21 protein-coding genes are annotated in these 25,320 nt (G+C 71.6%); 10 read left to right on the top strand and 11 right to left on the bottom strand.

The annotated features are described in order from the left end of the window. The coding region (locus JNK30_RS14230) for an RsmD family RNA methyltransferase (protein WP_293483098.1) at positions 1–288 on the top strand (288 nt) is incomplete at its 5' end. Here the strand turns inward: JNK30_RS14230 and JNK30_RS14235 are convergent. Beyond that, the gene (locus tag JNK30_RS14235) at positions 266–670 is read right to left on the bottom strand and encodes a VOC family protein (protein ID WP_293483099.1); all 405 of its coding nucleotides are present in this window, start codon (positions 668–670) and stop codon (positions 266–268) included. The two genes, JNK30_RS14230 and JNK30_RS14235, sit on opposite strands and share 23 nt — an antisense overlap. A gap of 79 nt (positions 671–749) precedes the next feature. Here JNK30_RS14235 and JNK30_RS14240 point away from each other — a divergent pair, with 79 nt between their 5' ends. Next, positions 750–1,523, top strand: a complete 774-nt coding sequence (locus tag JNK30_RS14240) for a MerR family transcriptional regulator (protein ID WP_367118754.1) — start codon at positions 750–752, stop codon at positions 1,521–1,523. A gap of 62 nt (positions 1,524–1,585) precedes the next feature. On the opposite strand, the gene zapE is transcribed toward JNK30_RS14240, so the two are convergent. Then, positions 1,586–2,707 carry a cell division protein ZapE gene (gene zapE, locus JNK30_RS14245; protein WP_293483101.1) on the bottom strand — a complete coding sequence of 374 codons (1,122 nt, stop codon included), beginning with the start codon at positions 2,705–2,707 and terminating at the stop codon, positions 1,586–1,588. A 90-nt stretch (positions 2,708–2,797) separates the two neighbouring features. Here zapE and JNK30_RS14250 point away from each other — a divergent pair, with 90 nt between their 5' ends. Both JNK30_RS14250 and JNK30_RS14255 read left to right on the top strand, forming a co-directional pair. After that, entirely contained in the window at positions 2,798–3,364 is a 567-nt protein-coding gene (locus JNK30_RS14250) for a hypothetical protein (RefSeq protein WP_293483102.1), read from the top strand. Positions 3,365–3,554: 190 nt separating this feature from the next. Next, a complete protein-coding gene (locus tag JNK30_RS14255) occupies positions 3,555–4,361 on the top strand; it encodes an arginase family protein (protein WP_293483104.1) in 807 nt (268 codons plus the stop codon). Between the two features lie 54 nt (positions 4,362–4,415). Here JNK30_RS14255 and JNK30_RS14260 read toward each other — a convergent pair whose 3' ends face one another. Together JNK30_RS14260 and JNK30_RS14265 are read right to left on the bottom strand one after the other, a co-directional pair. Then, entirely contained in the window at positions 4,416–5,912 is a 1,497-nt protein-coding gene (locus JNK30_RS14260; protein ID WP_293483106.1) for a CoA-acylating methylmalonate-semialdehyde dehydrogenase, read from the bottom strand. 62 nt (positions 5,913–5,974) lie between these two features. Continuing rightward, positions 5,975–7,180: a DUF2920 family protein gene (locus tag JNK30_RS14265; protein ID WP_293483107.1), complete on the bottom strand. Its 1,206-nt coding sequence runs from the start codon at positions 7,178–7,180 to the stop codon at positions 5,975–5,977. A 352-nt stretch (positions 7,181–7,532) separates the two neighbouring features. On the opposite strand from JNK30_RS14265, the gene hisS reads away from it, so the two are divergent. From hisS to hisG, 3 genes are read left to right on the top strand one after another with little or no spacing between them, the layout of a single operon-like run. Continuing rightward, a complete protein-coding gene (hisS, locus tag JNK30_RS14270) occupies positions 7,533–9,056 on the top strand; it encodes a histidine--tRNA ligase (protein WP_293483108.1) in 1,524 nt (507 codons plus the stop codon). Further along, a complete protein-coding gene (locus tag JNK30_RS14275; protein ID WP_293483109.1) occupies positions 9,056–10,186 on the top strand; it encodes an ATP phosphoribosyltransferase regulatory subunit in 1,131 nt (376 codons plus the stop codon). Before hisS ends, JNK30_RS14275 begins: the two co-directional genes overlap by 1 nt. Next, on the top strand, positions 10,183–11,133 hold the full coding sequence (gene hisG / locus JNK30_RS14280; protein ID WP_293483110.1) for an ATP phosphoribosyltransferase: 951 nt from the start codon (positions 10,183–10,185) through the stop codon (positions 11,131–11,133). The genes JNK30_RS14275 and hisG overlap by 4 nt, the downstream gene beginning before the upstream one ends. Before the next feature lie 312 nt (positions 11,134–11,445). On the opposite strand, the gene JNK30_RS14285 is transcribed toward hisG, so the two are convergent. The 6 genes from JNK30_RS14285 to JNK30_RS14310 form a co-directional block, all read right to left on the bottom strand. Next, a complete protein-coding gene (locus tag JNK30_RS14285; protein WP_293483111.1) occupies positions 11,446–13,521 on the bottom strand; it encodes a M13-type metalloendopeptidase in 2,076 nt (691 codons plus the stop codon). An 87-nt stretch (positions 13,522–13,608) separates the two neighbouring features. Next, positions 13,609–14,064: a copper chaperone PCu(A)C gene (locus JNK30_RS14290; protein WP_293483112.1), complete on the bottom strand. Its 456-nt coding sequence runs from the start codon at positions 14,062–14,064 to the stop codon at positions 13,609–13,611. Between the two features lie 7 nt (positions 14,065–14,071). Further along, positions 14,072–14,617, bottom strand: coding sequence for a YcnI family protein (locus tag JNK30_RS14295; RefSeq protein WP_293483114.1), 546 nt, complete (start codon positions 14,615–14,617; stop codon positions 14,072–14,074). A 5-nt stretch (positions 14,618–14,622) separates the two neighbouring features. Next, positions 14,623–15,345, bottom strand: coding sequence for a DJ-1/PfpI family protein (locus JNK30_RS14300; protein WP_293483115.1), 723 nt, complete (start codon positions 15,343–15,345; stop codon positions 14,623–14,625). Positions 15,346–15,408: 63 nt separating this feature from the next. After that, positions 15,409–17,439 carry a TonB-dependent receptor gene (locus tag JNK30_RS14305; RefSeq protein WP_293483134.1) on the bottom strand — a complete coding sequence of 677 codons (2,031 nt, stop codon included), beginning with the start codon at positions 17,437–17,439 and terminating at the stop codon, positions 15,409–15,411. Between the two features lie 80 nt (positions 17,440–17,519). Continuing rightward, positions 17,520–17,951 (bottom strand): DUF2946 family protein, encoded by a 432-nt coding sequence (locus JNK30_RS14310; RefSeq protein WP_293483117.1) that lies wholly within the window; start codon positions 17,949–17,951, stop codon positions 17,520–17,522. Positions 17,952–17,998: 47 nt separating this feature from the next. Between JNK30_RS14310 and JNK30_RS14315 the strand changes: the two genes are divergently transcribed. Both JNK30_RS14315 and JNK30_RS14320 read left to right on the top strand, forming a co-directional pair. Further along, on the top strand, positions 17,999–19,795 hold the full coding sequence (locus JNK30_RS14315) for a cation:proton antiporter (RefSeq protein ID WP_293483119.1): 1,797 nt from the start codon (positions 17,999–18,001) through the stop codon (positions 19,793–19,795). Between the two features lie 534 nt (positions 19,796–20,329). Then, positions 20,330–21,532, top strand: coding sequence for an outer membrane beta-barrel protein (locus tag JNK30_RS14320; protein ID WP_293483121.1), 1,203 nt, complete (start codon positions 20,330–20,332; stop codon positions 21,530–21,532). Positions 21,533–21,628: 96 nt separating this feature from the next. Here the strand turns inward: JNK30_RS14320 and JNK30_RS14325 are convergent, their stop codons facing one another. After that, positions 21,629–22,099, bottom strand: a complete 471-nt coding sequence (locus tag JNK30_RS14325; RefSeq protein ID WP_293483123.1) for a winged helix-turn-helix transcriptional regulator — start codon at positions 22,097–22,099, stop codon at positions 21,629–21,631. 103 nt (positions 22,100–22,202) lie between these two features. On the opposite strand from JNK30_RS14325, the gene putA reads away from it, so the two are divergent. Then, positions 22,203–25,292, top strand: coding sequence for a bifunctional proline dehydrogenase/L-glutamate gamma-semialdehyde dehydrogenase PutA (putA, locus tag JNK30_RS14330; protein ID WP_293483125.1), 3,090 nt, complete (start codon positions 22,203–22,205; stop codon positions 25,290–25,292). The last annotated feature ends 28 nt before the right edge of the window (positions 25,293–25,320 follow it).

Raw genomic sequence — 25,320 nt, forward strand, 5'->3', positions numbered from 1 at the left:
CGCACGCGCGTGCACCGGCGCTCGGCGATCGACCTGGGCGTACGCCCCGGCGCCGACGGCCCGGCCTTCGATCTCGCCTTCCTGGACCCGCCATACGCCAGGGGCCTCGGCGAGCAGGCCCTCGCGCGCCTGGCCGCAGGCTGGCTGGCCGAGGATGCGGTGGTGGTCTTCGAGCGGGGCGCCGGCGAGCCTGCGTTCGACGCGCCCGGCTTCGCGCTCCTGGACGTCCGCGACTACGGCGCGGCCAAGGTCCACTTCCTGCGGTTCAATCCTTCGCCGGCCGGATGACCACGCTGTCCGCCGAACGCGTCGACGGGCCGTGGAAGACGGCCTCGATGTTGTTGCCGTCGGGGTCCAGCAGGAACGCCGCATAGTAGCCGGGATGGTAGTCGCGCTCGCCCGGCCCGCCGTTGTCCCGGCCCCCGGCGGCAAGACCCGCGGCATGGAAGGCCTGGACCATGGCGTGGTCCTTCGCCTGGAAGGCCAGATGGACGTGGGTGGCCGGGCCGCCATGGTCGATCCAGAGTTCGTCGGCCTGCAGGTGCGTCTCGTCGCTCACGAAGGGGACGCCGAGCACGCCCAGGACGGCCTCGTAGAACCGCCGCGTGGCCGCGAGGTCGCTGGCGCGCAGGTGGACATGGTCGATCAGGCGACCGGTGTGGACGTCCATCGGGGGCTCCGTCGGGGTGGTCTTGACCCTAACGTGGCGTGAGGGCGGACGGCTCCCGGACGGCAAGGGATCGATCGACGTGGGCGGATATACGGTCAAGCAGGTGGCGAAGCTGTCGGGCGTCTCCGTCCGCACGCTGCATCACTACGACGCCATCGGGCTCCTGAAGCCCGCTGGCGTCCGCGCGAACGGCTACCGCGAGTACGGTCGGGACGAGCTGCTGCGCCTGCAGCAGATCCTGTTCCATCGGGAGCTGGGCTTTCCGCTGGAGCAGATCCGGCGGGTGCTGGATGCGCCCGGGTTCGACCGCGTCGCGGCGCTGAAGGCGCACCGCGCGCGGCTGGACGCCGAGGCGAAGCGCTACCGGCGGCTGCTGCGCACGATCGACGACACCCTCGCCGCCCTGGAAGGAGCGAAGACGATGAACGAGACGGCGATGTACCGGGGCTTCGACCCCGAGGAGCAGGCGAAGCAGGAGGCGTGGCTGGTCGACCGCTACGGCCCGGGGGTGCAGGCCTCGATCGATGCGGTGAAGGCCCGGCAGAAGTCCTGGACGCAGGCCGACTTCGACGACGCCCAAGCTGAGATCGCCGAGATCGAGGCGGACTTCCGGCAGGCGCTGGCGGAGGCCTTGCCGGCCGGCTCGCAGGTGGTGCAGGCGCTGACCCGCCGCCATTGCGCCTGGATCGCAAAGTCCTGGCCCATGCCGGTGTCCCGGGTCGCCTACGAGAACCTGGCGGCCCTCTATGGCGAACATCCCGACTTCCGCGCCCGCTACGAGGCGCAGGCCGAGGGACTGACCAACTACCTGCAATCCGCAATGCGCGTCTTCGCCGAGCGCGAACTCGCCTGACGCGCGTCGGGCGCCGCACCCGAGCGCGTTTGGACGCGAAATCCCCGTTTCCCGTTCCGCCCTCAGGCGTCCTGGAGCCAGCTTTCGGAGCGCATCTCCTGCAGGCGCGAAGCCGTGCGCTCGAACTCGAAGGCGCCATCGCCGGCCGGGTAGAGCTCGGTAGGCTCGGCCCCGGCCAGCACGATGAGGTGGGTCTTGGCCTCGTAGAGCGCGTCGATGAGGATCACCAGCCGCCGGGCTTCCTCGCGGTTGGCAGGGCCCATCTTGGGAAGACCCTCCAGGAAGATCGTGTGGAAGCGGTCGGCGATGGCCACGTAGTCGTTGGGGCCGAGGGGAACCTTGCACAGGCTGTCGAAGGTCGCCCGCAGGAGCCCGCCCGCGGCCCGCGGGAACACCAGCTTCCGGCCCAGGACCTCGACCGTCTCGCCGTCCTCGTCCTCGGGCCCCAGCATGTCTGTCCAGAGCGCGTCGAAGGCCGCAACCTGCGCGGGGTCATGCCACGCGAACCAGGTGCCGGCCGCGCGGAGGCGATCCAGCCGGTAGTCATGCGGCCCGGCGATCGTGACCACTTCGGTCTTGCGCTTGAGCACCTCGATGAACGGCAGGAAGAGCTGCCGGTTGATGCCGTTGAGGTAGAGGTCGTCCGGCATCCGGTTGGAGGTCGCCACCAGCACCACGCCGTGGCCGAACAGCGCGTCGAACAGCCGCCCCAGGATCATGGCGTCGGCGATGTCGGTGACCTGGAACTCGTCGAAGCAGAGCAGCCGCGCCTGGCCGGCGATGAGGTCGGCGACCGGCGGGATCGGGTCGTCGCCCTTGTGCTGGCCGAAGGTCCGCCGCCGCGCGTCGCGATCGCCCTTGCGCCAGGCGTCGATCAGCCGGTGCACCTCGCCCATGAAGACGTGGAAGTGGGTGCGCCGCTTCTTGAAGCCGGACACCGCCTCGTAGAACAGGTCCATCAGCAGCGTCTTGCCGCGGCCGACCGGGCCGATGAGGTAGACCCCGCGGGGCGCCTCGTAGTGGCGGCGGCGCAGCATGGCCAGGATGCCGCCCTCGGGCTCGTCGTCCGACAGGTCGGTCTCGAGGCGGATGAGGGGCCGGAGCGCCGCGGCCTGGGCCGGGTCCGGGCGGATCGATCCGTCGCGGATCTTCGCCTCGTAGGCGGCTTGCAGGGCGGAGGCCATCACCGTCCGGCCTAGCGGGCGGCGGGGCGAATCGCAAGGAACGGGCGGCGTCCGGCGGGGTTGACCCTTGCGAACAAGGGAGAGCCTTTCATGGCCGATCAAACCAAAGACACCTTCTCCACGGACGCCGCTGCGGCCAATCGCGCCCGCATGCAGGGCGGCGGCGTCGGCCAGCACGAGATGGACGCCCAGCGCGATCCGGGCCGCCTCGAGACGGCGACGAACCCCGAGCAGCGAAGCTTCCAGGGCGATCTTGACGAGGCGACGAACGGCGACCGCCCGCAGCAGGCGGACTTCGGCGATGCGTCCACGGACGGAGATGACGCCGCCGCGGATGACGAGGACGCCGAGGACGAGCCTGGCGCCGCCGCTGCGGAGGCGCGCCGCGACGGGTGGGGCCTCAACCCCAATCTCGGCCGGGACGAGGCCGACATCCATGCGATCGATGGCGACCTCGGCGCCGGGACGCCGGCCAATGTCGACATCCACAAGCTGGGTCAGCCCGACAACCCCGAGGCGGACTGGGGCGAGGCGGGGGACCCCGAGGCGGTGTTCTCGTCCAACCACACCCGTCGCGCCGACCGGATCGAGGCGGAGCGGGGCCAGGGGATCAAGACCCGGCGGCTGAACAAGGACACCATCAGCCGGCGGAGCTGAGGCCCATCGCGCGATGATGCTGGCGGCGCCGATCCTGGGTCGCCGTGGCCATGGAGCCGCTCATCGAGGTCGGGGAGGCTGTCAGGCGGTCGTCTGCCTGATGGCCTTCCTGGCCGCTCCGGCGAGCACGTGCGCCGCGATCGGCCGACAGCTTCGCAAGCCGGATCGCCGCCGCTAGGTTGCGCCGGGCATGACTCCCGTCTCGTTCACCGGCCTGCCGATCGACCGCCACTCGTCGTTCCTGCGCGGAGCGGCCAAGGCGCCGGCGGCGATCCGCGCCGCGCTTCACTCGCCTCACAGCCATCTCGCCGCCAGCAACGGGCTCGATCTCGTCGATCTGTTGCGCGACCTGGGGGATGCGCCCATCCGCGACGACGCCGTGGACTTCCACAGGATCGTGGAGGCCGCGCGCGTGGCGTTCGAAGCGGGGCCGGCGGTCTTCCTGGGCGGCGACCACATGGTGACCTATCCCATCCTGCAGGGCTGGTCCGAGGCGGCGCGGGCGCCGCCGCAGGTGGTGCACATCGACGCCCATCCGGACCTCTACGCCGACTTCGAGGGCGATCCGCTGAGCCACGCCTCGCCCTTCGCGCGGATCCTCGAGAAGACGCTGTGCGCCGGGCTGACCCAGCTCGGCATCCGCACCCTGAACGCGCACCTGCGCGAGCAGGCCGGCCGCTATGGCGTCCGCGTCTTCTCGCCCGCCGACCACGGCGCGGCCCTCTCGCTGCTGCCCAGCGGCCCCACCTACATCTCCATCGACCTCGACGGGCTGGACCCGGCCTACGCGCCCGGCGTCTCGCACCACGAGCCCGGCGGGCTGACCACGCGCGAGGTCCTCGACGTGATCTGGAAGACGCCCGGGCCGGTGATCGGCGGCGACATCGTGGAGCTCAACCCCGACCGTGACATCAACGGCATGACCGCGACGCTGGCGGCCAAGCTGATGAAGGAACTGGCGGCCCGGATCAGCGCCGACGCGGCGTCGCTCCCCTGACCGGCAGGACCCGCATCTCCGCCTTGGCGGCGAAGCGGATCGGGAGCGGCGAGGCTACCTCATCGTCGGGATGACGAAGGCGGAGTCCTCGACGGCGCCTTCGGGCCAGCGGGAGGTGATGGTCTTGACCTTGGTCCAGAAGCGGACGCCTTCCATGCCGTGCTGGTTGGCGTCGCCGAAGGCCGAGCGCTTCCAGCCGCCGAAGGTGTGGTAGGCCACGGGCACCGGGATCGGCACGTTGATGCCCACCATGCCCACGTTGACCCGCTGGGCGAACTCGCGCGCGGCGCGGCCGTTGCGGGTGAAGATGGCGACGCCGTTGCCGTACTGGTGGTTCGAGGGCAGGGCCAGGGCGTCCTCGAAGGTCTCGGCGCGGACGATCTGCAGCACCGGGCCGAAGATCTCCTCCTGGTAGGTCTTCATGGCGGGCTTCACCTGGTCGAACAGGCTCGGGCCCAGGAAGTAGCCGTTCTCGTAGCCCTGCAGCTGGAAGCCGCGGCCGTCGACCACCAGTTCGGCGCCCTCGTCGACGCCGGTCTGGATGTAGCCTTCGATCTTCGCCTTGTGCGCCGCCGAGACCACCGGGCCGTACTGGGCGGCCGGGTCGGTGGAGAGGCCGACCTTCAGGTTGTCGATCTCGGCCAGCAGGCGCTCGCGGACCTCGTTCGCGGTCTTCTGGCCCACGGGCACCACGACGGGCAGCGCCATGCAGCGCTCGCCGGCCGAGCCGTAGGCGGCGCCGATGATGTCCTTGGTGGCCTGCTCGAGGTCGGCGTCGGGCAGGATGAGGCCATGGTTCTTGGCCCCGCCCATGGCCTGGACGCGCTTCGAATTGGCCGTGCCGCGGCTGTAGACATAGTGGGCGATGTCCGAGCTGCCGACGAAGCTCACCGCCTTGATGTCCGGGTGATCCAGGATGGCGTCCACAGCCACCTTGTCGCCGTGGATCACGTTCAGCACGCCGGCCGGCGCGCCCGCCTCCATCATCAGCTCGGCCAGCCGCACCGGGACCGTCGGGTCCTTCTCGCTGGGCTTCAGGACGAAGGTGTTGCCCGTCGCGATGGCCACCCCGAACATCCACATCGGGATCATGGCCGGGAAGTTGAACGGCGTGATCCCCGCGCCCACGCCCAGGGGCTGGCGCATGGAGTAGACGTCGATCCCGGGCCCCGCGCCCTCGGTGTACTCGCCCTTGAGCGCATGCGGGATGCCGCAGGCGAACTCGATCACCTCGAGGCCCCGCTGGATGTCGCCCTTGCTGTCGGCGATCACCTTGCCGTGCTCGGACGACAGGATCTCGGCCAGCTCGTCCATCCGCGCCTCGACCAGGCGCTTGAACTCGAACATCACCCGCGCCCGCCGCTGCGGGTTCACCTGGGCCCAGCCGATCTGCGCCTTGAGCGCCGACTGCACGGCGCGGTCCACCTCGGCCTCGGTGGCGAACTGAACCCTCGCCTGAACCTCGCCCGTGTTCGGGTTCATCACGTCGCCGAAGCGGCCCGAAGCGCCCGTGAACCCGGCGCCGTCGATGAAATGGGTGATCTCTCGCATGCCGGCGCTTTTAGGCTGCTCGAACGCGCCAGCCTAGGGGCTAAGCGTGCACCGCAGGTGCGTCAGGCCGCCTGCGACGCGGCCGGCTCGGCGGCGGGCTCCTCGAAGAGGTCGTACACCTCGGCCGTCACGTACGGCGCCGTCGTGGAATGGCGGAAGCGGTAGCCCAGGTCGACGCAGGCGTGCTCGATCGTGGAGCCCTGGACGGCGTCGGGCGCGACTCCACGCGGCCGCACGCGGCCGATGTAGCGGTCGAACAGCAGCTTCAGCGAGCAGCCGAGGCCGTGGCTGACGGTCTTGAACAGCCGGCCGTCGATCTTGTCCTGGCCGATGATGTCGAGCTCGGCCTCGAAGCCGGCCCGTGCGAGCGCGGCCTGCTGCCGCCGCTTCACGTCGGGCGGAGAGACGGTGTCCCAGGCGGCGTTGACCATGAAGTACTGGGTTCCGCCGTCGGCGGCGGCGGCGCGCTGCGTCGCGATGTGGGGCGGGTAGCGGACGTCGCGGATCAGGTCGCGGTCGCGGCTGTAGAAGTCGGGCGCATTGCGGTCCGTGAGCGTCCAGGCGCTGCGCGTCCGCGCGTGCAGGTTCAGTCCCTCGAAGCCGATGGTGATCTCGGGAAGGTCGCCGATGGCCAGGAAGTTCATGGGCGGCTGGGCATAGGACGAGTTGTCGATGATGGCCGCCAGCGTCGAGGGCGCCATCTTCGCCATCAGGTGCGCGATGTAGGCCCCGTGCGACGATCCCAGCGCCACGATGCGGGCGGCGTCGAACGGCGGCGCGTTCTCCAGGAGGTCGCCGATCACCATCAGGTGGTCCAGCGCCTGGAGGATCCCGAAGTTCTGACGCTCGCCGTGCGCCGGGTCGATCCAGACCTTGGGCGCGATGTCGGCCTTCGCCGCCGCCAGACCCCGGACCACGTCGCGGAAGTTCGTGATGTCGCGCACCTTGGCCTTGGCCAGGAGCGCCGCGCCGATGAGATAGGCCTGCTCGGACGGATCGATGGAGATCGCCCCCCCGTTGGTGGGGCGGGCGTGGAAGGCATGGTAGCGCACGGTCACGGCGCCCATGCCGGTGGTCTCGACGATGTGGCGGCGTAGCCCGGCGCTGTAGTCGCTGTTCGTGTCGTCGCCGAAGCCTGCGATCACCAGCACAAGCCCGGGGGCCTCGCCCTCCTGCGGCCAGGTGATGTCGTAGGCGAGGCCGGCCGAGCGGGGCTTGCCCGCCTCGACGTCGACGGCGCCGTCGATCTCGCGCGTGATCTCGATCATGGGGCCCTCCGCCGCGGTCCGAGGGTCGGCGAACGTGGTTAACCGATCGGAAAGAGCCGAGCCCGCGGGCAACCGTCGCCAGGCTGTCGGGGCGGATGCGGTCCAGGGTGACGCTCGAGGCCGTAGCGCGCCCTGGCGCGGGGCGCGTGACTTCAGGGGGCGGCTCCGCTATAGGGCGCCCGTCATGACGCGGATCGCGCATCATCACGGCCATCACCACCATCCGACCCGGGCGGGTTCGGAGCGGGTGCGCGCGGCCTGACGCCGACCCCTTCCGAAGCCCCGCCGAACGCGGACGGGGCTCGGCTCTTCCAGCTTCGTCCGTCGCCTCAGACCCCTGAAGAGACGACCGATGAACGACCTGTCCCCAAGCAGTTCCTTGAGTGAGACCGTCCCAGAGGCTAAGCGGCCCGCCATGAGCGAGCGCCCGCAAGCCCGTACGCCCCGCGGATTCATCGATCGGCGCGGCCGCGACGTCGTCGCCGAGCGCGGGATCCTGAAGGCCGTGAGCCAGGTCTACGAGGCCTGGGGCTTCGAGCCGCTGGAGACCGGCGCGTTCGAGTATGCCGACGCGCTGGGCAAGTTCCTGCCCGACGCCGACCGTCCGAACGAGGGCGTCTTCGCGCTGCAGGACGACGACGAGCAGTGGATGGCGCTGCGCTACGACCTGACCGCGCCGCTGGCGCGCTTCGCGGCGCAGAACTGGGAGACCCTGCCCAAGCCGTTCCGCCGCTACGCCTTCGGGCCGGTGTGGCGCAACGAGAAGCCGGGGCCGGGGCGCTTTCGCGAGTTCGTGCAGTGCGACGCCGACACGGTGGGCTCGGCGCGCCCGGAAGCCGACGCCGAGATCATCGCCATGGTGGCCGAAGGGCTGGAGGCCGCGGGCCTGCCGGCCGGCTCGGCGGTCATCAAGATCAACAACCGCAAGCTCCTGAACGGCCTGATGGCCGCGGCGGGCGTGGCGGACGAGGGCCAGAAGCTCGCAGTGCTGCGTGCGGTGGACAAGCTGGACCGCCTCGGCCCCGACGGCGTGCGCCTGCTGCTGGGGGAGGGCCGGATGGACGAGTCCGGCGCCTTCACCAAGGGGGCGGGTCTCAGTGCATCGGCGGCCGAGCGCGTGCTGGCGTTCACCGCCGCCGGCGTGGGCGGCCGCGCCGAGACGCTGGCGAAGCTGGCCGACGTGGTGGGCGGCTCAGCCGAGGGCGATGAGGGTCTCGCGGAACTGGCGGCGATCGATGCGGCCCTGAAGGGCCTGGGCGTGGGACCCGACCGCGCGATGGTGGACCCCTCGGTCGTCCGCGGCCTCGAGTACTACACCGGGCCGGTCTTCGAGGCCGAGCTGCTGCTCTCCACGCTCGACGACAAGGGCCAGGCCATGCGCTTCGGCTCCATCGGCGGGGGCGGGCGCTACGACGACCTGGTCGCCCGCTTCACCGGCGAGCGCACGCCCGCCACGGGCTTCTCGTTCGGCGTCTCGCGCCTGGCTGCGGCGCTCCGGGCGGCCGGTCGCGATCTGGCGCAGGCCGCGCGGGGGCCGGTGGTGGTGATCGCCTTCTCGCAGGACCGGATGGCCGACTACTTCGCCGTCGCCCGCGAGATCCGCGCAGCGGGCATACCGGCCGAGGTGTACCTGGGCGCCTCGGGCATGAAGGCGCAGATGAAGTACGCCGACCGTCGCCTGTCGCCGGCGGCGATCATCGTTGGCGACGACGAACTGGCCGCGGGGACCGTCACCGTGAAGGACCTCGACCTCGGCCGGGAACTGGCCGCCAAGGTGACGGACAACGCCGAATGGCGCGGTCAGCGGCCCGGCCAGCAGACGATCCCGCGGGCCGAGCTGGTCCCGGCGCTGCGGCGCATCCTGGACGCCGGCTGATGCGGATCGAGCCCGCCGTTCCCGCGCAGGTGCTGGCCGCCGTGCGCGCGCCGCTGGAGAGTTCCCGCGCCGAGCGCGCCGACGCGCCCCTGCTTCAGCCGCTCAACCTGCTGCTCGACCTCGCCGGCGAGGCGATGCGCGCGCGGCTGTTCGTGGTCCAGTCCGAGGGCGGGACCGAGAGCTGCCTTCGGCCGGACTTCACGGTCGCCATCGCGCGCCAGCACCTGGAGCGCGGCCGCGCCGCCGGCGCCTACTGGTACGAGGGCGCGGCCTTCCGGGCCTCGGCCGGCGCCGACCGCCCCGAGGAGTTCGTGCAGATCGGGCTCGAGATGTTCTCGCCCGGCGGCGGGGGCGTGGAAGCCGCCGACGCCGAGATCGCCGGGCTGGCCTGGCGGGCGGCGGAGGCGGGCGGGCGCAAGGACCTGTCGCTCTGGTTGGGGGACGTGGCGCTGTTCGCCGCCTTCGTCGAAAGCCTGGACCTGCCCGACGGCCTGGCGGCGCGGCTGAAGCGCGTGGCCGGTCGGCCGCGCCTGCTCTGGAACGAACTCAGCCGCGTCGGCGAGACCAGCGGAGACGGCGGCGGAACGCTGGCGGGCCTGCTGGCGGGCCTGCCCGAGGCCAAGGCCGCCGCGCTGCTGGAGGAGGTCTGGGCGCTGGCCGGCGTGGAGCCGGTGGGCGGACGCGGGCCGGCCGAGATCGCCGCCCGCCTGGTCCGCAAGGCCGAGGCCGCCAGGGCCCCGGCGCTCACGGCCGGGCAGGCCGACGCCATCCGCGCCTTCATGGCCATCGACGACGAGCCGAGCTACGCATTCGCCCAGGTGCGGCGCCTGGCGGGCGGCAACGACGCCGCGCTGAAGGCGGCGCTCGCCGGATGGGAGAGCCGGCTCCTGGAGCTGTCGCGCGCCGCGCCGGCCGACCGGACGCGGTTCGCGCCCGCCCTCGGCCATGCCTTCGACTACTACGACGGACTGACCTTCGAGGTTCGGTCGGAGGCGCTCGGGGTCGAACGTCCCGTCGCCGTGGGCGGCCGCTACGACGGCCTGCTGGCGCGGCTCGGGGACGGGGCCGACACGCGCGCGGTGGGCTGCATGGTTCGGCCGTGGCGAGCCTGGACGGGGGGCGAAGCATGAGCGGGCTCATCATCGCCGTGCCCTCGAAAGGCCGGCTGAAGGAGCAGGTCGAGGGCTGGCTCGCCGACAGCGGGCTGAAGCTGGACGTCTCGGGCGGCGCCCGAGGCTATGTCGCCAGCCTGCGCGGCGTCGCCGACGCGCAGGTGCGGCTGCTCTCCGCCGCGGACATCGCCGACGCCCTGGACGCGGGCGAGGTCCACCTGGGCGTCACCGGCGAGGACCTGCTCCGCGAGCGGGGCGAGGACCTCGACGCGCGCGTCCTGCTGCTGCGCCCGCTGGGCTTCGGCCGCGCCGATCTGGTGACCGCGGTGCCCAAGAGCTGGCTCGACGTCGACACCATGTCCGACCTCGAGGAGGTGGCGCACGAACTGCTGGCGCGGACGGGCCGGCGCATGCGCGTGGCGACCAAGTACCTGGCGCAGACCCGGGCCTTCTTCGCCCGCCACGGCGTCGCCGACTACCGGATCGTGGAGTCGGGCGGCGCCACCGAGGGCGCGCCGGCGACCGGCGCAGCCGAGATCGTCGTCGACATCACCACCACGGGCGCGACGCTCCAGGCCAACGGGCTGAAGGTGCTGGCCGACGGCGTCATGCTGAAGAGCCAGGCGCAGCTCGCGGCGAGCCTGCGCGCGACCTGGGACGCGACGGCTCTCGCCGCGGCCGAGCGCCTGCTGCGGATTGTCGAGGCGCGCGCCGCGGCGCTCCGGAGCGCGACGCTGGCGTGGCCGGCGCGGTCGGACGCGGCTGAGGCCGCGGTGATCGAATCGCTGACCGCCGCGGGCGCCTCCCGCCGACCGAGCGGCCTCCTCGTCGATTCGGCCCAGATCGCGGACGCCTCCCTGGCGCTCGCCGCCGCCGGCCTTGGACCGGTCACCGTTTCCCGCCCGGATTTCGTCTTTGACGTAAACTCGCCGGCTCTGGAGCTGCTGCGCTCACGCTTGTTTTGACGTGTGAGTCAAAAAACGGCGTAAATTTCTACGTGATGACGCATTCTTGAGGCCCAGGTGCGCGGAAAGCGCCTGACGCCCGTTGACTCGGGTAGAAAATTCCCGTCTTGTCACATTGCGAGAGACATGAAGGCGCAAGTCCTGAGGTCTCCGGCGTTTCGGGGAGGAAACGCCCGCTCATTCAGAGCGACTGCTCAAGGCGGCCCGCAGCGATTATCCCCCGCTGCGGGCCGATTCTTTTTCCGCTCCCGCATTTTTTCGACGTAGACGTCAAAAGGTCCGCGCGGCCTGAGGCGGCCGCGCGCCCGTCGCCTACCAGATCCGGACCCGCTTCTCCGGCGGGACGTACATCGGGTCGCCCGGCTTCACGCCGAAGGCGTCGTAGAAGGCGTCGATGTTGCGCATCGGCAGTTCCACGCGGGCGACCGGGGGCGAGTGCGGGTCGCTCACCAGCACCTGCCGCATGAGGTCGTCTCGGTACTTGGCCCGCCAGACCTGCGCCCAGCCCAGGAAGACCCGCTGTTCCCCCGTCAGCCCGTCGATCACCGGCGCAGGCTGGCCCTTGAGCGAGACGCGATAGGCTTCGAGCGCCAGCACGAGCCCGCCGAGGTCGGCGATGTTCTCGCCCATGGTCAGGTCGCCGTTGATGCGCGCGCCGGGCAGGACCTCGGTCGCCGCGTACTGTTCCCCGAGGATCTTCGCCTGGGCGTTGAACTTGGCCTCGTCCGCAGGCGTCCACCACTCGGCCAGCCGGCCGTCGCCGTCCGACTTGCGGCCCTGGTCGTCGAAGCCGTGGGTGATCTCGTGGCCGATCACGCCGCCGATCCCGCCGTAGTTCACGGCGGCGTCGCCCTCCGGGTCGAAGAACGGCGGCTGCAGGATGGCGGCCGGGAAGACGATCTCGTTCTTGGTGGGCGAGTAGTAGGCGTTGATCGTCGCCGGGGTCATTTCCCATTCGCCGCGATCCACCGGGCCGTTCATGCGCGTCACGCGGTGGGCCCACTCGAAGGCGGAGGCGCGCACGGCGTTGCCGTAGAGGTCGTCCTCGCGGATCTCCAGGGCCGAGTAGTCGCGCCACTTGTCGGGGTAGCCGATCTTGACGTTGAACTTGCCGAGCTTCTCCAGCGCCTTCGCCTTGGTCTCGGGGCCCATCCACGCCAGCGTCCGGATGCGTCCCGCCAGCGCCGTCTTGATGTCGCCGACCAGGGCCTCCATCCGCGCCTTGCTCTCGGCCGGGAAGTAGGCCTCGACGTAGAGCTTGCCGACGGCCTCGCCCAGGCTGCCGTCCACCACGCCCACCGCGCGCTTCCAGCGGGGCTGCTGCTGCGGCACGCCCGACAGGGTCTTCGAGCGGAACTCGAAGCGCGCCTGGTCGAACGCCTTCGAGAGGTAGGGCGAGGCCTGGTCGATGGTGGTGAAGGCGAGCCACGCCTTCAGGGTCGCGAGGTCGGTCTTGGCGAACACCTGCGCGATCTTCGGGAAGGCGGTGTTCTCGGCGACGACCACGCGCCGCGCCGGCGACAGATCCGCTCCGGCGAGGAAGGCCGCCCAGGGAAACCCGGGGGCCAGCTCGGCGAGCTTGGCGGTCTCGTAGGGATTGTAGGTCTTGTCGTCGTCCCGGCGCTCGGCGCGCGTCCACGAGACGCGGGCGATCTCGGTCTCCATCGCCAGGATGGCCTTGGCCTGGGCCTGCGCATCGGGCCAGCCGCCGAGTTCGAGCATGCGGGCGATATAGGCCTCGTACGCCGTCCGCTGGGGCGCGAACCTGGCCTCGAGGTAATAGTCCCGGTCAGGGAGGGTGATGCCGCCCTGGCCGAGATAGACCGCGTACTTCAACGGGTCCTTCGCGTCGTCATAGACCTGGGGGTCGAAGAAGCTGCGGCCGAAGCCCTTGGCCGTGGCGCCCATCAGGCGGGCCACGTCCTCGCGCGACCTGGCTGCGCGGATTCGGGCGAGATCCGGCGCGAGCGGCTTCGCGCCCAGCGCCTCGACCCGGGCCTCGTCCATGAAGCTCCGGTACAGGGCGCCGACCTGGGCCTCCGGCCCGGACTTCGCGGTGGACGCGGCGGCCCTGTCGATCACCGCCTTGAGCCGGTCGCGGGAGAGCTCGTCCAGCACGTTGAAGGCGCCGTAGGTCGAGCGGTCGGCCGGGATGGTCAGCCGGTCCATGTACGCGCCGTTCGCGTACCGGAAGAACCCGTCGCCGGGCCGGACGCTGCGGTCCATGCCCGACAGGTCGAAGCCCCAGGCGCCCATTCGCGGCGCCTTGGTGAGGTCGCGGACGGAGGCTTCGGGCGCCGTGGCGGCGGAGTCGGCCGCCAGAGCGGCGAACGGCGCAGCCAGGACGAGCGCGGCCGCGGAGGCGGCGGCGAGCCAGAGGGTCTTCATGGGGCGGATGGCATCCTCGATAGGCGGTCTGGCCGGACCATGCTCCGAAGGCGAGGTGTGACGCTCGTTACATTTTCGTCAGGAAACTCAGTGCTGGTGCGGCGTTGCGACCGGCGGTCCCAGGCCCACGACGAACGCGGCCTTCACCCTCGCGCCGCTGGCGAAGACGAGGGTCGCGGGGAGGCTGTCGCCTGGTCCCAGCGGCCTGGCCAGGCCGACGAACATGAGGTGGTATCCGCCGGGCGCGAACGTGACACTTCCGCCGCCTGCCAGCGGAACGCGCGACACCATCTGCATCGACGCCACGCCGTTGGTGATGCTCGACCGATGGATCATCGCCGTCCGGGCGGCCGGCGTCTCGACCGACACGAGGGCGTCCGCCGCGCGGCCGGGGTTCTTCAGGACCATGTAGCCCACGCCGGTGGCGCCCTGCGCGGCGGGGCGGCTCCAAGCGCCGGTGACCTGGGGCGGCGTGGCCGCCGCGGCGGGGATCGAAGCGGCCGCAACCGCGACCACGGCGGGGAAGATCAGGGAATGTCTCATGGCGCCTTCAGCGATGATGATCGTGGCTGGCGGCCGGCGATGCAACCGGGACCAGCGTGAGGACAGGGGCGGGGTGGCTGGGCCGCGGCCCGCCCGGCGGCGTCGGCTCGGCCCAGCGGACGGCCGTCTTCCCGCAGGACTGGATCGCCGGGAACGCCAGGGGCGCGGCGTCCGGCGGCAGCTTCACCAGCACGATGAACTCGTCGAACTGGTCCGCGGGCAGGGCGCCGCGCCAGACGATGGCCGTCACGGTCTCGCCCTGGCGCTCGACCGTCAGCTTCCAGCCGGGCTTGGGCTGCGGTCGCGCCGCCCCCAGGCCCGGCGGCATCTCCAGCCGCAGTTGCGTGGTGCCCTGGGCCTCGCAGCCGTGGCCGACGCCGAAGCGCAGCACCTGGTACGCCCCGGCAGGGGCCGTCTGCGGCTGGATGCTGACGTGCGCGCCCGCCGGGCCCGCGCAGAGGAGCGCGGCGCCGGCGGCGAGGGTGATGCCGAGATCCGTCATGCGGAAGCTCGCGAGGCGGCGCGGCGCGCCGCCGGGGTTCGAGGGGCTCATTCCGGTCATCCGATGGCGAAGGGGTCGTCGTGGGGGTTCTCGCTCCACTGATACTCGAGGGCCCGGGCGAGGCCGCGGGCCGCGTCCTGCCCGTGAAGACGCGCCACGACGGCGAGCGCCATGTCGGTCCCCGCGGACACGCCGGAGGAGGTGACGTACTTGCCGTCCTCGACCCAGCGCGCGCGCTTCACCCAATCGACGCTCGTGTCCTGGGAGGCCGCGATGCTGAAGAACCGCTTGTTGGTCGTGGCCCGGCGGCCCTTCAGGAGCCCGGCCTTGGCCAGGAGCGCCGAGCCCGTACAGACGGACGTGGTGAGCTCGGTCCTGCGGTCCTGGTCGCGGAGGTACTGCAGGTAGGTCTCGTTCCGCAGTTCGGCGAGCGTGCCCGTCCCGCCCGGCGCCATCATGATGTCCAGCGGCGGCGCGGTGTCGAAGCTGTAGTCCGCCACCACCGAGACGCCCTGCGCCGACCGCACCGGGCCGGCGGACTGGGCGACCAGGATGACGTCGAGACCGGGCGCGTTGGCCCACATCTCCACCGGCCCGAAAACGTCGAGCACTTCGAAGTCGCGGTAGAGGACGACCCCCACCACCTTCTTGCCGGCGCGGGGCTGGGCCTGCGCGGCGGGAAGCCCGGCCAGGGCCGCCGCGCCCGCGCCGGCCGCGGCGCGCTTGATCCAGGCCCGGCGCGTTCCGGCGCTCGCCGGCGAGTCCGTTTCGTTCGTCATGGGATGCCTTCCGAGGTTGGAGGAACCGCGGCGCGCGGGGCGCCGCGGCCGTGGTTGCAGGGATCAGAAATCGACCGTCAGGCCGCCGAAGACGGCGCGGCCGTCCCCGGGCCAGTAGGCCGCGCTCGCAGGACCGGCCAGGATCTGAGCCTGGACGTTGGAGACGTAGTCCTTGTCGCCCAGGTTCCGGACATCCAGGAACACCGACACCCGCTTGCTCACGTTCCAGCCGGCCCCGAGGTTCACGATGGTGTAGGCGGGGGCTCTGGTCGTGTTGCGGTAGTCCACCCAGACCGAGGACGACGCCTCGATCGAGGGGGCCACGAACCACCCGGCCGGATGCTGGTAGCGCAGCTCGGCGCGGTAGAAGCGCTTCGGGGCGATCGGCAGCCGGTTGTCGCCGTACTGGCCGTCGTCGCGGAACCGGAAGTCGGACAGCGTCGCGGTCTGCCGCAGCCGCCAGCCCTCGGCGAAGGTCCAGTCGACCGTGGCCTCGAGGCCCTGGTGCACCGTGTCGTCGGCGTTGAACGTGGAGGCGGGGACGCCCGGAGCAACGGTGAACTGCAGGAGTTCGCGGTCGAGCTGGGCGCGGTACAGCGTGATGTCCCAGAGGAACGGTCCGCGGCGGCCGCGGGTCCCGACCTCCGCCGTCCAGGCCTCCTGCGCCCGCACAGGCGCGAAACCCTGCCCCGTGGGCGACAGCGAGCCGTGGTTCGGCGGCTCCACCGAACGCGTCACGTTGGCGAACACCTGGGCGCCGCCCTCGTCCTCCCAGAGCAGGCCGATCCGGGGCGCGAACCAGTCGTAGCGCTTCGAGGCGCGGAGGTTGAAGGTCGAGGCGACGCCCGGGATCGCGGTCTGGCGGTAGTCGCGCTCGGCCATCCCCCAGGTTCCGCCCGCCACGACCGCCAGGCGCGGAACCACGAAGATCCGGCCCTCGGCGAAGACGTCGGCCGCCTCGGCGTTCTGCCGCGTGCGCGAGGTGGGCGCCCCGCGGGCCCCGCGCAGGTTGACGAAGAAGTTCGAGTCCAGGTCTCCCGACCGCAGCCACGCGCCGAGATAGGCGTCGGCCCGGCGTTCGCCGAGGGCGCCCTCCCAGTCGAGCCGGGCGAAGGCGCCGTAGTTGCGGCTCTCCTGGTCGATGACCTGGAAGATCGGGTGGTCGAGGTCCTTCCAGACCCCGTAGACGGCGCCTTCGAACACCGTCGAACCGTTCAGCCGCCAGGTCGTCCGCAGCGAGGCGCGCACGCCCCGTTGATGGCGCCCCTGATCGTTGAGGTAGTTGCCGGGCGCGGGCTGGCGCGGGTTCGCCTCGACCTGGGCGCGCGTCAGGGCGCCGGGGATCTCCTGGTTGATGTTCGACCCGTTCAGGATCAGCCGGACTTCCCGGTCCTCGCCGAACGTGCGGCCCAGGTTGAGCGAGCCGAACTGGATGTTCTGCTGGCTCTGCGGCCGATAGCCCTGTCCGCGCTGGTTGCTGATCGCCATGAACACGTCCCAGTCGCCCACCTGGCGGGCCAGGGCGGCGTGTTCGCGATGCAGGCCGAAGCTGCCCCCGTCGACGCGGAGCCGTGTCTCGAAGCCGGCGTCGCGGCCTGTGGGCGTCACCATGTTGATCGCGCCGCCCAGCAGGGCTCCGCCGAAGCGCAGCGCATTGCCACCGCGGTAGACTTCCGTGAAGCGGGTGATGAGCGGGTCTGCGATCTGGCTGTCGCCGAAGCCGTCCGCCTCGTTCAGGGGAACGCCGTCCTGGGCGATGAGGAGGCCGCGGTTGTGGTTGGCGTTGCCGAGCCCGGACCCGCGGATCGAGATCCGGATGTCGCCGCCCCACTTTCGTTGCGCGTAGACGCCGGGCGCGTCGCGCAGGATGTCGTCCAGGCCCAGGGCGAAACGGCTGGCGTAGGATTCCTGGGAGATCACCGAGACGGCGCCCGGCGTTTCGGACAGGCGGGCGCGGGCGTCGGCGACGACGGGCGGGTCTTCGGGATTTCGGGCCCCGGTGACGATGAGGGTGTCGACGGTGGTGGCGGCGTCGTCTTCGGCCCGCGCGGGGGCGGGGACGAGCACAGGTGCGGCGCAGGCTGCGACCAGCATGGCGCGAAGGAGGTTTGCCAAGGAAAGGCTCCAGAACAGCGAGATGACGGGCGCGCGAGCGGACTCGCGCGCGGCGGCGATCAGGCTTCGGAGCTGGGCGGACCTCGGGAGGGCGGCGGGGGCGCGGCGAGGCCGCGTCCGGGCCGCACGGCATAGACGACCGGCGTGGGCGTCGCGGCAGGCGCGGTGTAGACGACCGGCTGCACGAGGGCGGACGGCGAGGCCGGCAGGGCGGGCGCTGCGCAGGCGGTGAGGCAGTGGTCGCAGCCGTGGGGCCGCTCCATCGGGGCGCCGGCGTCGTTCGCCGGCGCGGGGGCCAACCCCATGTCGGTGCAGATCGTCACCCCGGGGCCGCTCATCGCGCCGGCGGTCGCGAAGGTCGGGAACATCGCCTGCACGAGCAGGGCGAACACGGCGAACAGGGCGATGATCGCCCGGCGCTCGGCGCGCATGTTCGACTGTGCGGCGGTTCCCACGATGTCGGCTTCTAGACCCAGCGCGGGATTCCGCAAGTGGGCGACGTAGGCCATAGTGGCGCGACTGGCGGTTTGGAGAACGGATGGCAGGCGAGGTTCAGCCCGGCGCGTACAAGGACGTGGTTCTGTTCCTGGCCACCGCCGGGGTGGTGGTCCCGCTCTTCCGGCAATGGCGCATCAGCCCCATCCTGGGTTTCCTGGGCGCCGGGGTCGTGCTCGGGCCCTACGGCCTGGGCGCCCTGGCCCACGAGGTGTCGTGGCTCGACGCCTTCACCATCGAGAACCCCGACGAGCTCGCGCAGCTCGCCGAGTTCGGGGTGGTGTTCCTGCTGTTCACGATCGGCCTGGAGCTCTCGTGGGAGCGCCTGCGCTCCATGCGCCGCTACGTCTTCGGCCTCGGCGCCCTGCAGGTGGGCGTGTGCCTGAGCATCACCGCCGTCGCGGCCTGGGTCTTCGGGCAGCCCCCGGCCGCCGCCATCGCGGTGGGCGCGGCCCTCGCGCTCTCGTCCACGGCCATCGTCATGCCGATCCTGGCCGAGCAGAAGCGCCAGCACTCCATGGCCGGCCGCGCGACGTTCTCGGTGCTGCTGTTCCAGGATCTGGCGGTCGCCCCGATCCTGGTCACCCTGACCCTCCTGGGCCGGCGGGGGGTCGAGGACTTCTCCTCGCCCAGCCTGCTGCTCTCGCTGGTCCCCGCGATCCTGGGCGTGGCCTTCCTGTTCGCCTTCGGACGCTGGCTACTGCGTCCGATGCTCCGATCGGTGGCCCGCGCGAAGAGCGAGGAGCTCTTCGTCGCCGCCTGCCTGCTGGTGGTGGTGGGAGCGGGGCTGGTCAGCGCGCTCACCGGGCTGTCGATGGCGCTGGGCGCGTTCATCGCCGGCCTGCTGCTGGCCGAGACCGAGTTCCGGCACGAGGTCGAGGTGCGGATCGAGCCCTTCAAGGGCCTGCTGCTGGGTCTCTTCTTCATTTCGGTCGGCATCGGCCTGAACATCCCGCTGCTGCTCGAGCGGCCCCTCGTGATCCTCGGGTCGGCCGTCGGACTGGTGGCGTTCAACACCGCGGTCGTCTTCGGCCTGGCGAAGGCCTTCGGCCTGAAGACGCGCAGCGCCATCGAGTCGGCGCTGCTGCTCGCGGGGGCCGGCGAGTTCGCCTTCGTCATCCTGGGCCAGGCGATGGACCAGGGGCTGGTCGCGCGCCAGGTGGGCCAGACCGTGCTGGTGGCCGCGACGCTCTCCATGTTCTCGATCCCGTTCCTGGCGCAGCTCGGCCTGCGGCTGGGGGGCCGCCGCGTGCGTCCCGCCGAGGAGCCGCCCGAACAGCCCGAGCCGCGCGAGTCGATCGCCGGCGCGCCGCCCAAGGTGCTGGTGGTCGGCTACGGGCGCGTGGGGCGGCTGGTGGGCGAGATGCTGAAGCGCCACGACATCGGATGGGTCGGCGCCGACCTGGACGCGCGGCTGGTCGAGCAGGGCCGCAGGGCCGGAGAGACCATCTACTTCGGCGACGCGGCCCGGGCCGAGTTCCTGCTCCGATGCGGCCTCGCCGACGCTCCGGCGCTGGTGGTCACCATGGACGACCCCGAGGGGGTCGAGGCGATCGTCGCCGTCGCCCGCGAGGTTCGGCCCGACCTCACCATCGTGGCGCGCGCCCGCGACGCGCGGCACGCGCAGCGGCTCTACGACCTGGGCGCCACCGATGCGGTGCCCGAGACTGTGGAGGCCTCGCTGCAACTGTCCGAGGCCGTGCTGGTGGAGATCGGCGTCCCGATGGGGCTGGTGATCGCCTCCATCCACGAGCGCCGCGACGAGTTTCGTCGCACCCTCAACCGGCCAGAGTCGCTGGGCGGCCGGACCCGCCGCTTCCAGCGCGAGCGGGAAGGCTGAGCCCGATGGCGGAGAGGCGCCGGAACCATGGCGCCCGGAAAAAAGCGGGGCGGGACGAGAACGCGCGGAACCAAGCGTAGCCTTGCGAGTTTGGGCCGTCAGACGCGGTGCGAAGCCGCGGTGGGGGCTTGGCCTGATGAAACGGGACGGATGGAGCGGCGACAGGGCGGACAACGCCTTCGCACGGCTGCGTCGTCTCGGCGTCTTGCCAAGGAAAACAACGGCCTCCCATCAGCAACCGGACGACCTCCGGGGCGGCAGGGGCGAGATCCTCGGAGGTGCTCGAAAGGGCTCCGTCGCGAGCGGGGACACAGCCTGGGGCCGTTTCCACATCGTTGTGTTTGCGATTCTACGAGAATACCGGCATCTGCATGGGCGTCAGAACAACGACGTCCTGGTAGAGCTTGGGAAAGGCTGGCGAAATTGCGGTCCCAGTGTGACCCTGGCGACACTTTCGCAACCGTCCGGCCTTGATATAAGAGCGGCCTGGGTCAAACGGCCGCACCACCTGAGGGCAACGAGAGGGCTCTGATTATGAAGTTGAAACTCCTGGCTGGGGCCGCAATGGCTGCGGTGTTCGCCGCATCCGGAGCTGCGGCTCAAGAAGGCTGGTACGGCGCTGTGGACCTCGGGTACCACTGGCCGGAAGAGTTCGAGATGTCGTCCTCGAACAACGCGCCTAACGGTTCGCCCTACAACTGGGACTTCAGCCAGGAAGAGGACTGGGCCGGCTTCGCTCGCCTCGGCTACCAGCTGACCGACAACTGGCGCGTCGAACTGGAAGTCGGCTATCGCGGCGGTGACATCGAGAGCGTCCGCGGCGGCCAGAACCAGGCCATCGTCGGGCTCTGCACCCCGGGCGTGACGCGCACGGCTGCGGCTCCCGTCTGCGGCTCGCCGGACGGCGACGTCGATGCCTGGACGGTGATGGGCAACATCATCTACGACATCGCGCCGAACAGCGTCATCAACCCGTTCATCGGCGCCGGCATCGGCGTGAACCACGTGACGATGGACGTGACGGGCCAGTTCTCCAACGTTCCGGTCGGAACCGCGGCGGCCAACGCGATCCAGAACCTGACCGTCGACGACGACGACACCGCCTTCGCCTACCAGTTCATCGCCGGTCTCGCCTGGCGCGCGACCGACCAGCTGCGGGTCGACCTGACCTACCGTTACCTGGCCGGCTCGGACGTCGACTTCACCTCGGTCGGCAGCGTCGGCACGGGCCTGCAGCCGGGCGTCTTCTCGGGCGAGTACAAGGACCAGGCCGTGACGCTGGGCCTGCGCTACGTCTTCGCGACGCCTGAGCCGCCGCCCCCGCCGCCTCCGCCGCCTCCGCCCCCGCCGCCTCCGCCGCCGCCTCCCCCGCCGCCGCCGCCTCCGCCGGCCGCGGCCTACGAGGCCCGGCAGTTCATCGTCTACTTCCCGTTCGATCAGTACGTGATCACGCCGGAAGCCCAGGCGGTGATCACCGACGCCGCCAACTACGCCAAGGGCGGCAACGCCACGCGCGTCGTGGTCGTGGGCCACGCCGACACCTCGGGCTCGGCGGCCTACAACGTCCGTCTCTCCGAGCGCCGTGCGAAGGCCGTGGCCGACGCCCTGGTCGGCTCGGGCGTGAACCAGACCTCGCTGTCGGTCGACTGGAAGGGCGAGACCATGCCCGCGGTCGCCACCGGCGACGGCGTCAAGGAGCCGCTGAACCGCCGCTCCACGATCGACATCAACTTCTAAGGTCGGTCGAAGACTGGAAGATCGGGGCCCGGCGGCGACGCCGGGCCCTTTTCTTTTGCGCCTGCTTTCTTTTCGCCTGCCGCCGTGGGGAGCGACTCAGAGCGGCAGCACCGTCGTGGACTTGACCTCCTCCAGCACCGCGTAGGTGCGGGTCTCGCGGACGCCGGGAATCCTCACCAGGACCTCCTCGAGGAACTTCCGCCAGGCGGTCAGGTCGCGGACCCGGCTCTTGATCAGGTAGTCGAACCCCCCGGCCACCATGTGGCACTCCAGCACGTCCGGGGCCCGCCGTGCGGCGGCGGCGAAGGTTTCGAAGACCTCGGGGGTGGTGCGGTCGAGGACCACTTCCACGAAGATCAGGACGCCCCGCTCCACCATCTGCGGATCCACCAGGGCCGCGAACCCGGTGATGTAGCCGCTCTCGCGCAGGCGCCGGACACGGTCGGAACAGGCGCTGGGCGAGAGGTTGCAGCGTTCCGCCAGCTCGGCGTTGGAGATGCGGCCATCCGCCTGCAGCACCCGCAGCAGCCGCCGATCCGTATCGTCCAGCCGAAGATTGTTCGCCATATCCGACTCCCGGCCCAGAGAATCCGGTCCTGCGCACCAACTACCGTAGCACATCCGGCACAAGCTTCCTTACTCCGAAGCGTGTCAGCCGCTGGAGGCCCGCATGGCGTTCGATCACCTGGACGACGGCAAGTTCGCCGACGAGCGCGCAGCCCTCGCGGCGCTGCTCGCATCGCGCCCGCTCGGCGAAACCGACCGCGAGGCCGTGCGGGCCGAGGCCGAGGCCCTGGTCCGGGCCGCGCGCAAGGCCGCGCGCAGGCAGGGCGTGGTGGAGAGCTTCCTGCAGGAATTCAGCCTCTCGACCCGCGAGGGGCTGGCGCTCATGTGCCTCGCCGAGGCGCTGCTGCGCACGCCCGACGAGGAGACCCGCGACCGGCTCATCGCCGAGAAGATCGCCTCCGCCGACTGGGCGAGCCACGCCGGCCGGTCGGACTCGCTGCTCGTCAACGCCTCGACCTGGAGCCTGATGCTCACGGGCAAGCTGATCGACCCCGACGACGAGGCGCGCAACGACCTGCCGGGCTTCATCAGGCGCCTGGCCGGGCGCCTGGGCGAGCCGGTGATCCGCCGCGCCGTGGCGGCGTCGGTCCGCATCATGGGCGAACAGTTCGTGCTGGGCGCCACCATCGAGAAGGCCCTGAAGCGCGCCGCCGACGACGGCTTCGTCTGCAGCTACGACATGCTGGGCGAGGGCGCCCGCACCGACGCCGACGCGGACCGTTACGAGGCGGCCTACGCCCGCGCGATCCAGGTCGTGGGCAAGGCCGTGAAGGACGAGGGGCCCGAGCGCGGCCACGGGGTTTCGGTCAAGCTCTCGGCGCTCTCGCCGCGCTACGAGGCCCGGCAGTTCGAGCGGGTGATGGCCGACCTCTATCCGCGCATCGTGCGGCTGGCGACCATGGCCGCCGAGGCCAACATCAACCTCACCCTCGACGCCGAGGAAGCCGACCGTCTCGTCATCTCGCTGGACCTGCTCGACCGGCTGGCCCGCGAGCCGGCGCTGGGTTCGTGGCGCGGTCTCGGCCTGGCGGTGCAGGCCTATCAGAAGCGGGGCCCGCAGACGATCGAGGCGGTGGCCGGCATCGCGCGGAGCACGGGCCGGCGGCTGATGGTGCGGCTGGTGAAGGGGGCCTACTGGGACTCCGAGATCAAGCGCGCCCAGGTGGCCGGCCTCTCGGGCTATCCGGTGTACACGACCAAGGCCGCCACCGACGTCTCCTACCTCGCCTGCGCCCGCGCGCTGCTCGCCGCGGCCCCGCATCTCTACGGACAGTTCGCCACCCACAACGCCCACACGCTGGCGGCCGTGCGGCTGATGGCGAGCCAGATGGGGCTGTCGCCCGAGTTCCAGCGTCTGCATGGCATGGGCGAGGCGCTCTACGAGGCGGCGCGCGAGCGCTACGGCCACTTCCCGCTCAGGGTCTACGCCCCGGTGGGCAGCCACGAAGACCTCCTGCCCTACCTGGTCCGCCGGCTGCTGGAGAACGGCGCCAACACCTCGTTCGTGCACGCCCTGCTGGATGAGAAGACGCCTGTCGCCAAGGTCGTGGTGGACCCGGTCGGCGCGGTGGAAGCCGCCGGCGCGGGGCCGCACCCGCGCATCCCCCTGCCGCGCGACCTCTACGGGCCGGCCCGGCGCAACTCGGCCGGTCTCGATCTCTCCGTCGCCGCCGTCCGCGCGGCGCTGGGCGCCGCCATCGCGGAGCTGCCGCCTCTCGACGGCGCGCCCATCGTGTCGGGCCTGTCGATGATGGAGGGGGCCGGCGCGCCCGTGGCCTCGCCCGCCGACCTCGACCGGCCGATCGGCCGCGCCTGGTCCGCGACCCCCGCCCACATCGACGCCGCCTTCGGCGCGGCCCGGGCGGCGCAGCCCGGATGGAACGCCCGCGGCGGCGAAGGCCGGGCCCGGGTGCTCCGCGCCATGGGCGATGCTCTGGAGGCCGACCGCGACCGCCTGATCGCCGTCTGCGTGCGCGAGGCGGGCAAGACCCTGGCGGACGCCGTCGCCGAGGTGCGCGAGGCCGCCGACTTCTGCCGCTACTACGCCCATCTCGCCGAGCGGCAGTTCGCCGGGGCGGAGACCCTGCGCGGCCCGGTGGGCGAGACGAACCAGTTGCAGCTCCACGGCCGCGGCGTCTTCGTCTGCATCAGCCCGTGGAACTTCCCGCTGGCCATCTTCACCGGCCAGATCGCCGCCGCGCTGGCGGCCGGCAACGGCGTGCTGGCCAAGCCCGCCGAGCAGACGCCCCTGGTCGCGGCCGAGGCCGTGAAGCTGTTCCACGGCGCGGGCGTGCCCGCCGATCTCCTCCACCTGCTGCCCGGCGACGGCGCCACGGTGGGCGCGGCGCTGACGGCGCACCCCGGCTGCGACGGCGTGGCCTTCACCGGCGGCGTCGAGACGGCCTGGGCGATCAACCGCGCCCTGGCGGCGCGCGAGGGGCCGATCGTCCCCTTCATCGCCGAGACCGGGGGGCTGAACGCCATGTTCGTGGACACCACGGCCCTGCGCGAGCAGGTGATCGACGACGTGCTCGTGTCCGGGTTCGGCTCGGCGGGGCAGCGCTGCTCGGCCCTGCGCCTGCTGTTCGTGCCGCACGACACCGCGGACCTCATCATCGACGGGCTCAAGGGCGCCATGCAGACCCTCGTGGTGGGCGACCCGGCCGACCCGCGGACCGACATCGGGCCGGTCATCGACGCCCAGGCGAAGGCCGAGCTCGAGGCTCACGTCCAGGCGCTGGAGGCCGAAGGCCGGGTGCTCGCGCGGCTCGCCGCGCCGGACGGCGGGCACTTCTTCGCGCCCACCCTGGCCGAGCTCCCGGACGCGTCCCGCCTCCAGAAGGAGGTCTTCGGACCGATCCTGCACGTGGTCCGCTACGATCCCGCGCGGCTCGCCGAGGCGGCCGCCCCCCTGGTGCAGGCGCGCTACGGGCTCACGCTCGGCGTCCATTCGCGCATCGAGGCCTTCGCCCAGGCGGTGCAGCGCGCCGTCCCGGCCGGCAACGCCTACGTGAACCGCTCGATGATCGGCGCCGTCGTGGGCGTCCAGCCGTTCGGGGGCGAAGGGCTCTCGGGCACCGGCCCCAAGGCGGGCGGTCCTCACGCGCTCCTGCGGTACGCCGTCGAGCGCGCCGTCAGCGTCAACATCGCGGCCCAGGGCGGCGACCCGGCGCTCCTGAACCTCGACCTCTAGCCGCGCGTCTCCGGCCCAATCGCGGAGC

Origin of the sequence: Phenylobacterium sp. (assembly GCF_016793225.1) — a bacterium.
GTDB lineage: Bacteria > Pseudomonadota > Alphaproteobacteria > Caulobacterales > Caulobacteraceae > Phenylobacterium.

Coding starts and splice junctions, on each gene's coding strand:
- JNK30_RS14260 (WP_293483106.1), bottom strand. CDS start 5,912: ATGCGAGAGATCACCCATTTCATCGACGGCGCCGGGTTCACGGGCGCT.
- JNK30_RS14255 (WP_293483104.1), top strand. CDS start 3,555: ATGACTCCCGTCTCGTTCACCGGCCTGCCGATCGACCGCCACTCGTCG.
- JNK30_RS14235 (WP_293483099.1), bottom strand. CDS start 670: ATGGACGTCCACACCGGTCGCCTGATCGACCATGTCCACCTGCGCGCC.
- JNK30_RS14285 (WP_293483111.1), bottom strand. CDS start 13,521: ATGAAGACCCTCTGGCTCGCCGCCGCCTCCGCGGCCGCGCTCGTCCTG.
- JNK30_RS14320 (WP_293483121.1), top strand. CDS start 20,330: ATGAAGTTGAAACTCCTGGCTGGGGCCGCAATGGCTGCGGTGTTCGCC.
- hisS (WP_293483108.1), top strand. CDS start 7,533: ATGAACGACCTGTCCCCAAGCAGTTCCTTGAGTGAGACCGTCCCAGAG.
- JNK30_RS14250 (WP_293483102.1), top strand. CDS start 2,798: ATGGCCGATCAAACCAAAGACACCTTCTCCACGGACGCCGCTGCGGCC.
- hisG (WP_293483110.1), top strand. CDS start 10,183: ATGAGCGGGCTCATCATCGCCGTGCCCTCGAAAGGCCGGCTGAAGGAG.
- JNK30_RS14315 (WP_293483119.1), top strand. CDS start 17,999: ATGGCAGGCGAGGTTCAGCCCGGCGCGTACAAGGACGTGGTTCTGTTC.
- zapE (WP_293483101.1), bottom strand. CDS start 2,707: ATGGCCTCCGCCCTGCAAGCCGCCTACGAGGCGAAGATCCGCGACGGA.
- JNK30_RS14265 (WP_293483107.1), bottom strand. CDS start 7,180: ATGATCGAGATCACGCGCGAGATCGACGGCGCCGTCGACGTCGAGGCG.
- putA (WP_293483125.1), top strand. CDS start 22,203: ATGGCGTTCGATCACCTGGACGACGGCAAGTTCGCCGACGAGCGCGCA.
- JNK30_RS14305 (WP_293483134.1), bottom strand. CDS start 17,439: ATGCTGGTCGCAGCCTGCGCCGCACCTGTGCTCGTCCCCGCCCCCGCG.
- JNK30_RS14290 (WP_293483112.1), bottom strand. CDS start 14,064: ATGAGACATTCCCTGATCTTCCCCGCCGTGGTCGCGGTTGCGGCCGCT.
- JNK30_RS14295 (WP_293483114.1), bottom strand. CDS start 14,617: ATGAGCCCCTCGAACCCCGGCGGCGCGCCGCGCCGCCTCGCGAGCTTC.
- JNK30_RS14275 (WP_293483109.1), top strand. CDS start 9,056: ATGCGGATCGAGCCCGCCGTTCCCGCGCAGGTGCTGGCCGCCGTGCGC.
- JNK30_RS14325 (WP_293483123.1), bottom strand. CDS start 22,099: ATGGCGAACAATCTTCGGCTGGACGATACGGATCGGCGGCTGCTGCGG.
- JNK30_RS14300 (WP_293483115.1), bottom strand. CDS start 15,345: ATGACGAACGAAACGGACTCGCCGGCGAGCGCCGGAACGCGCCGGGCC.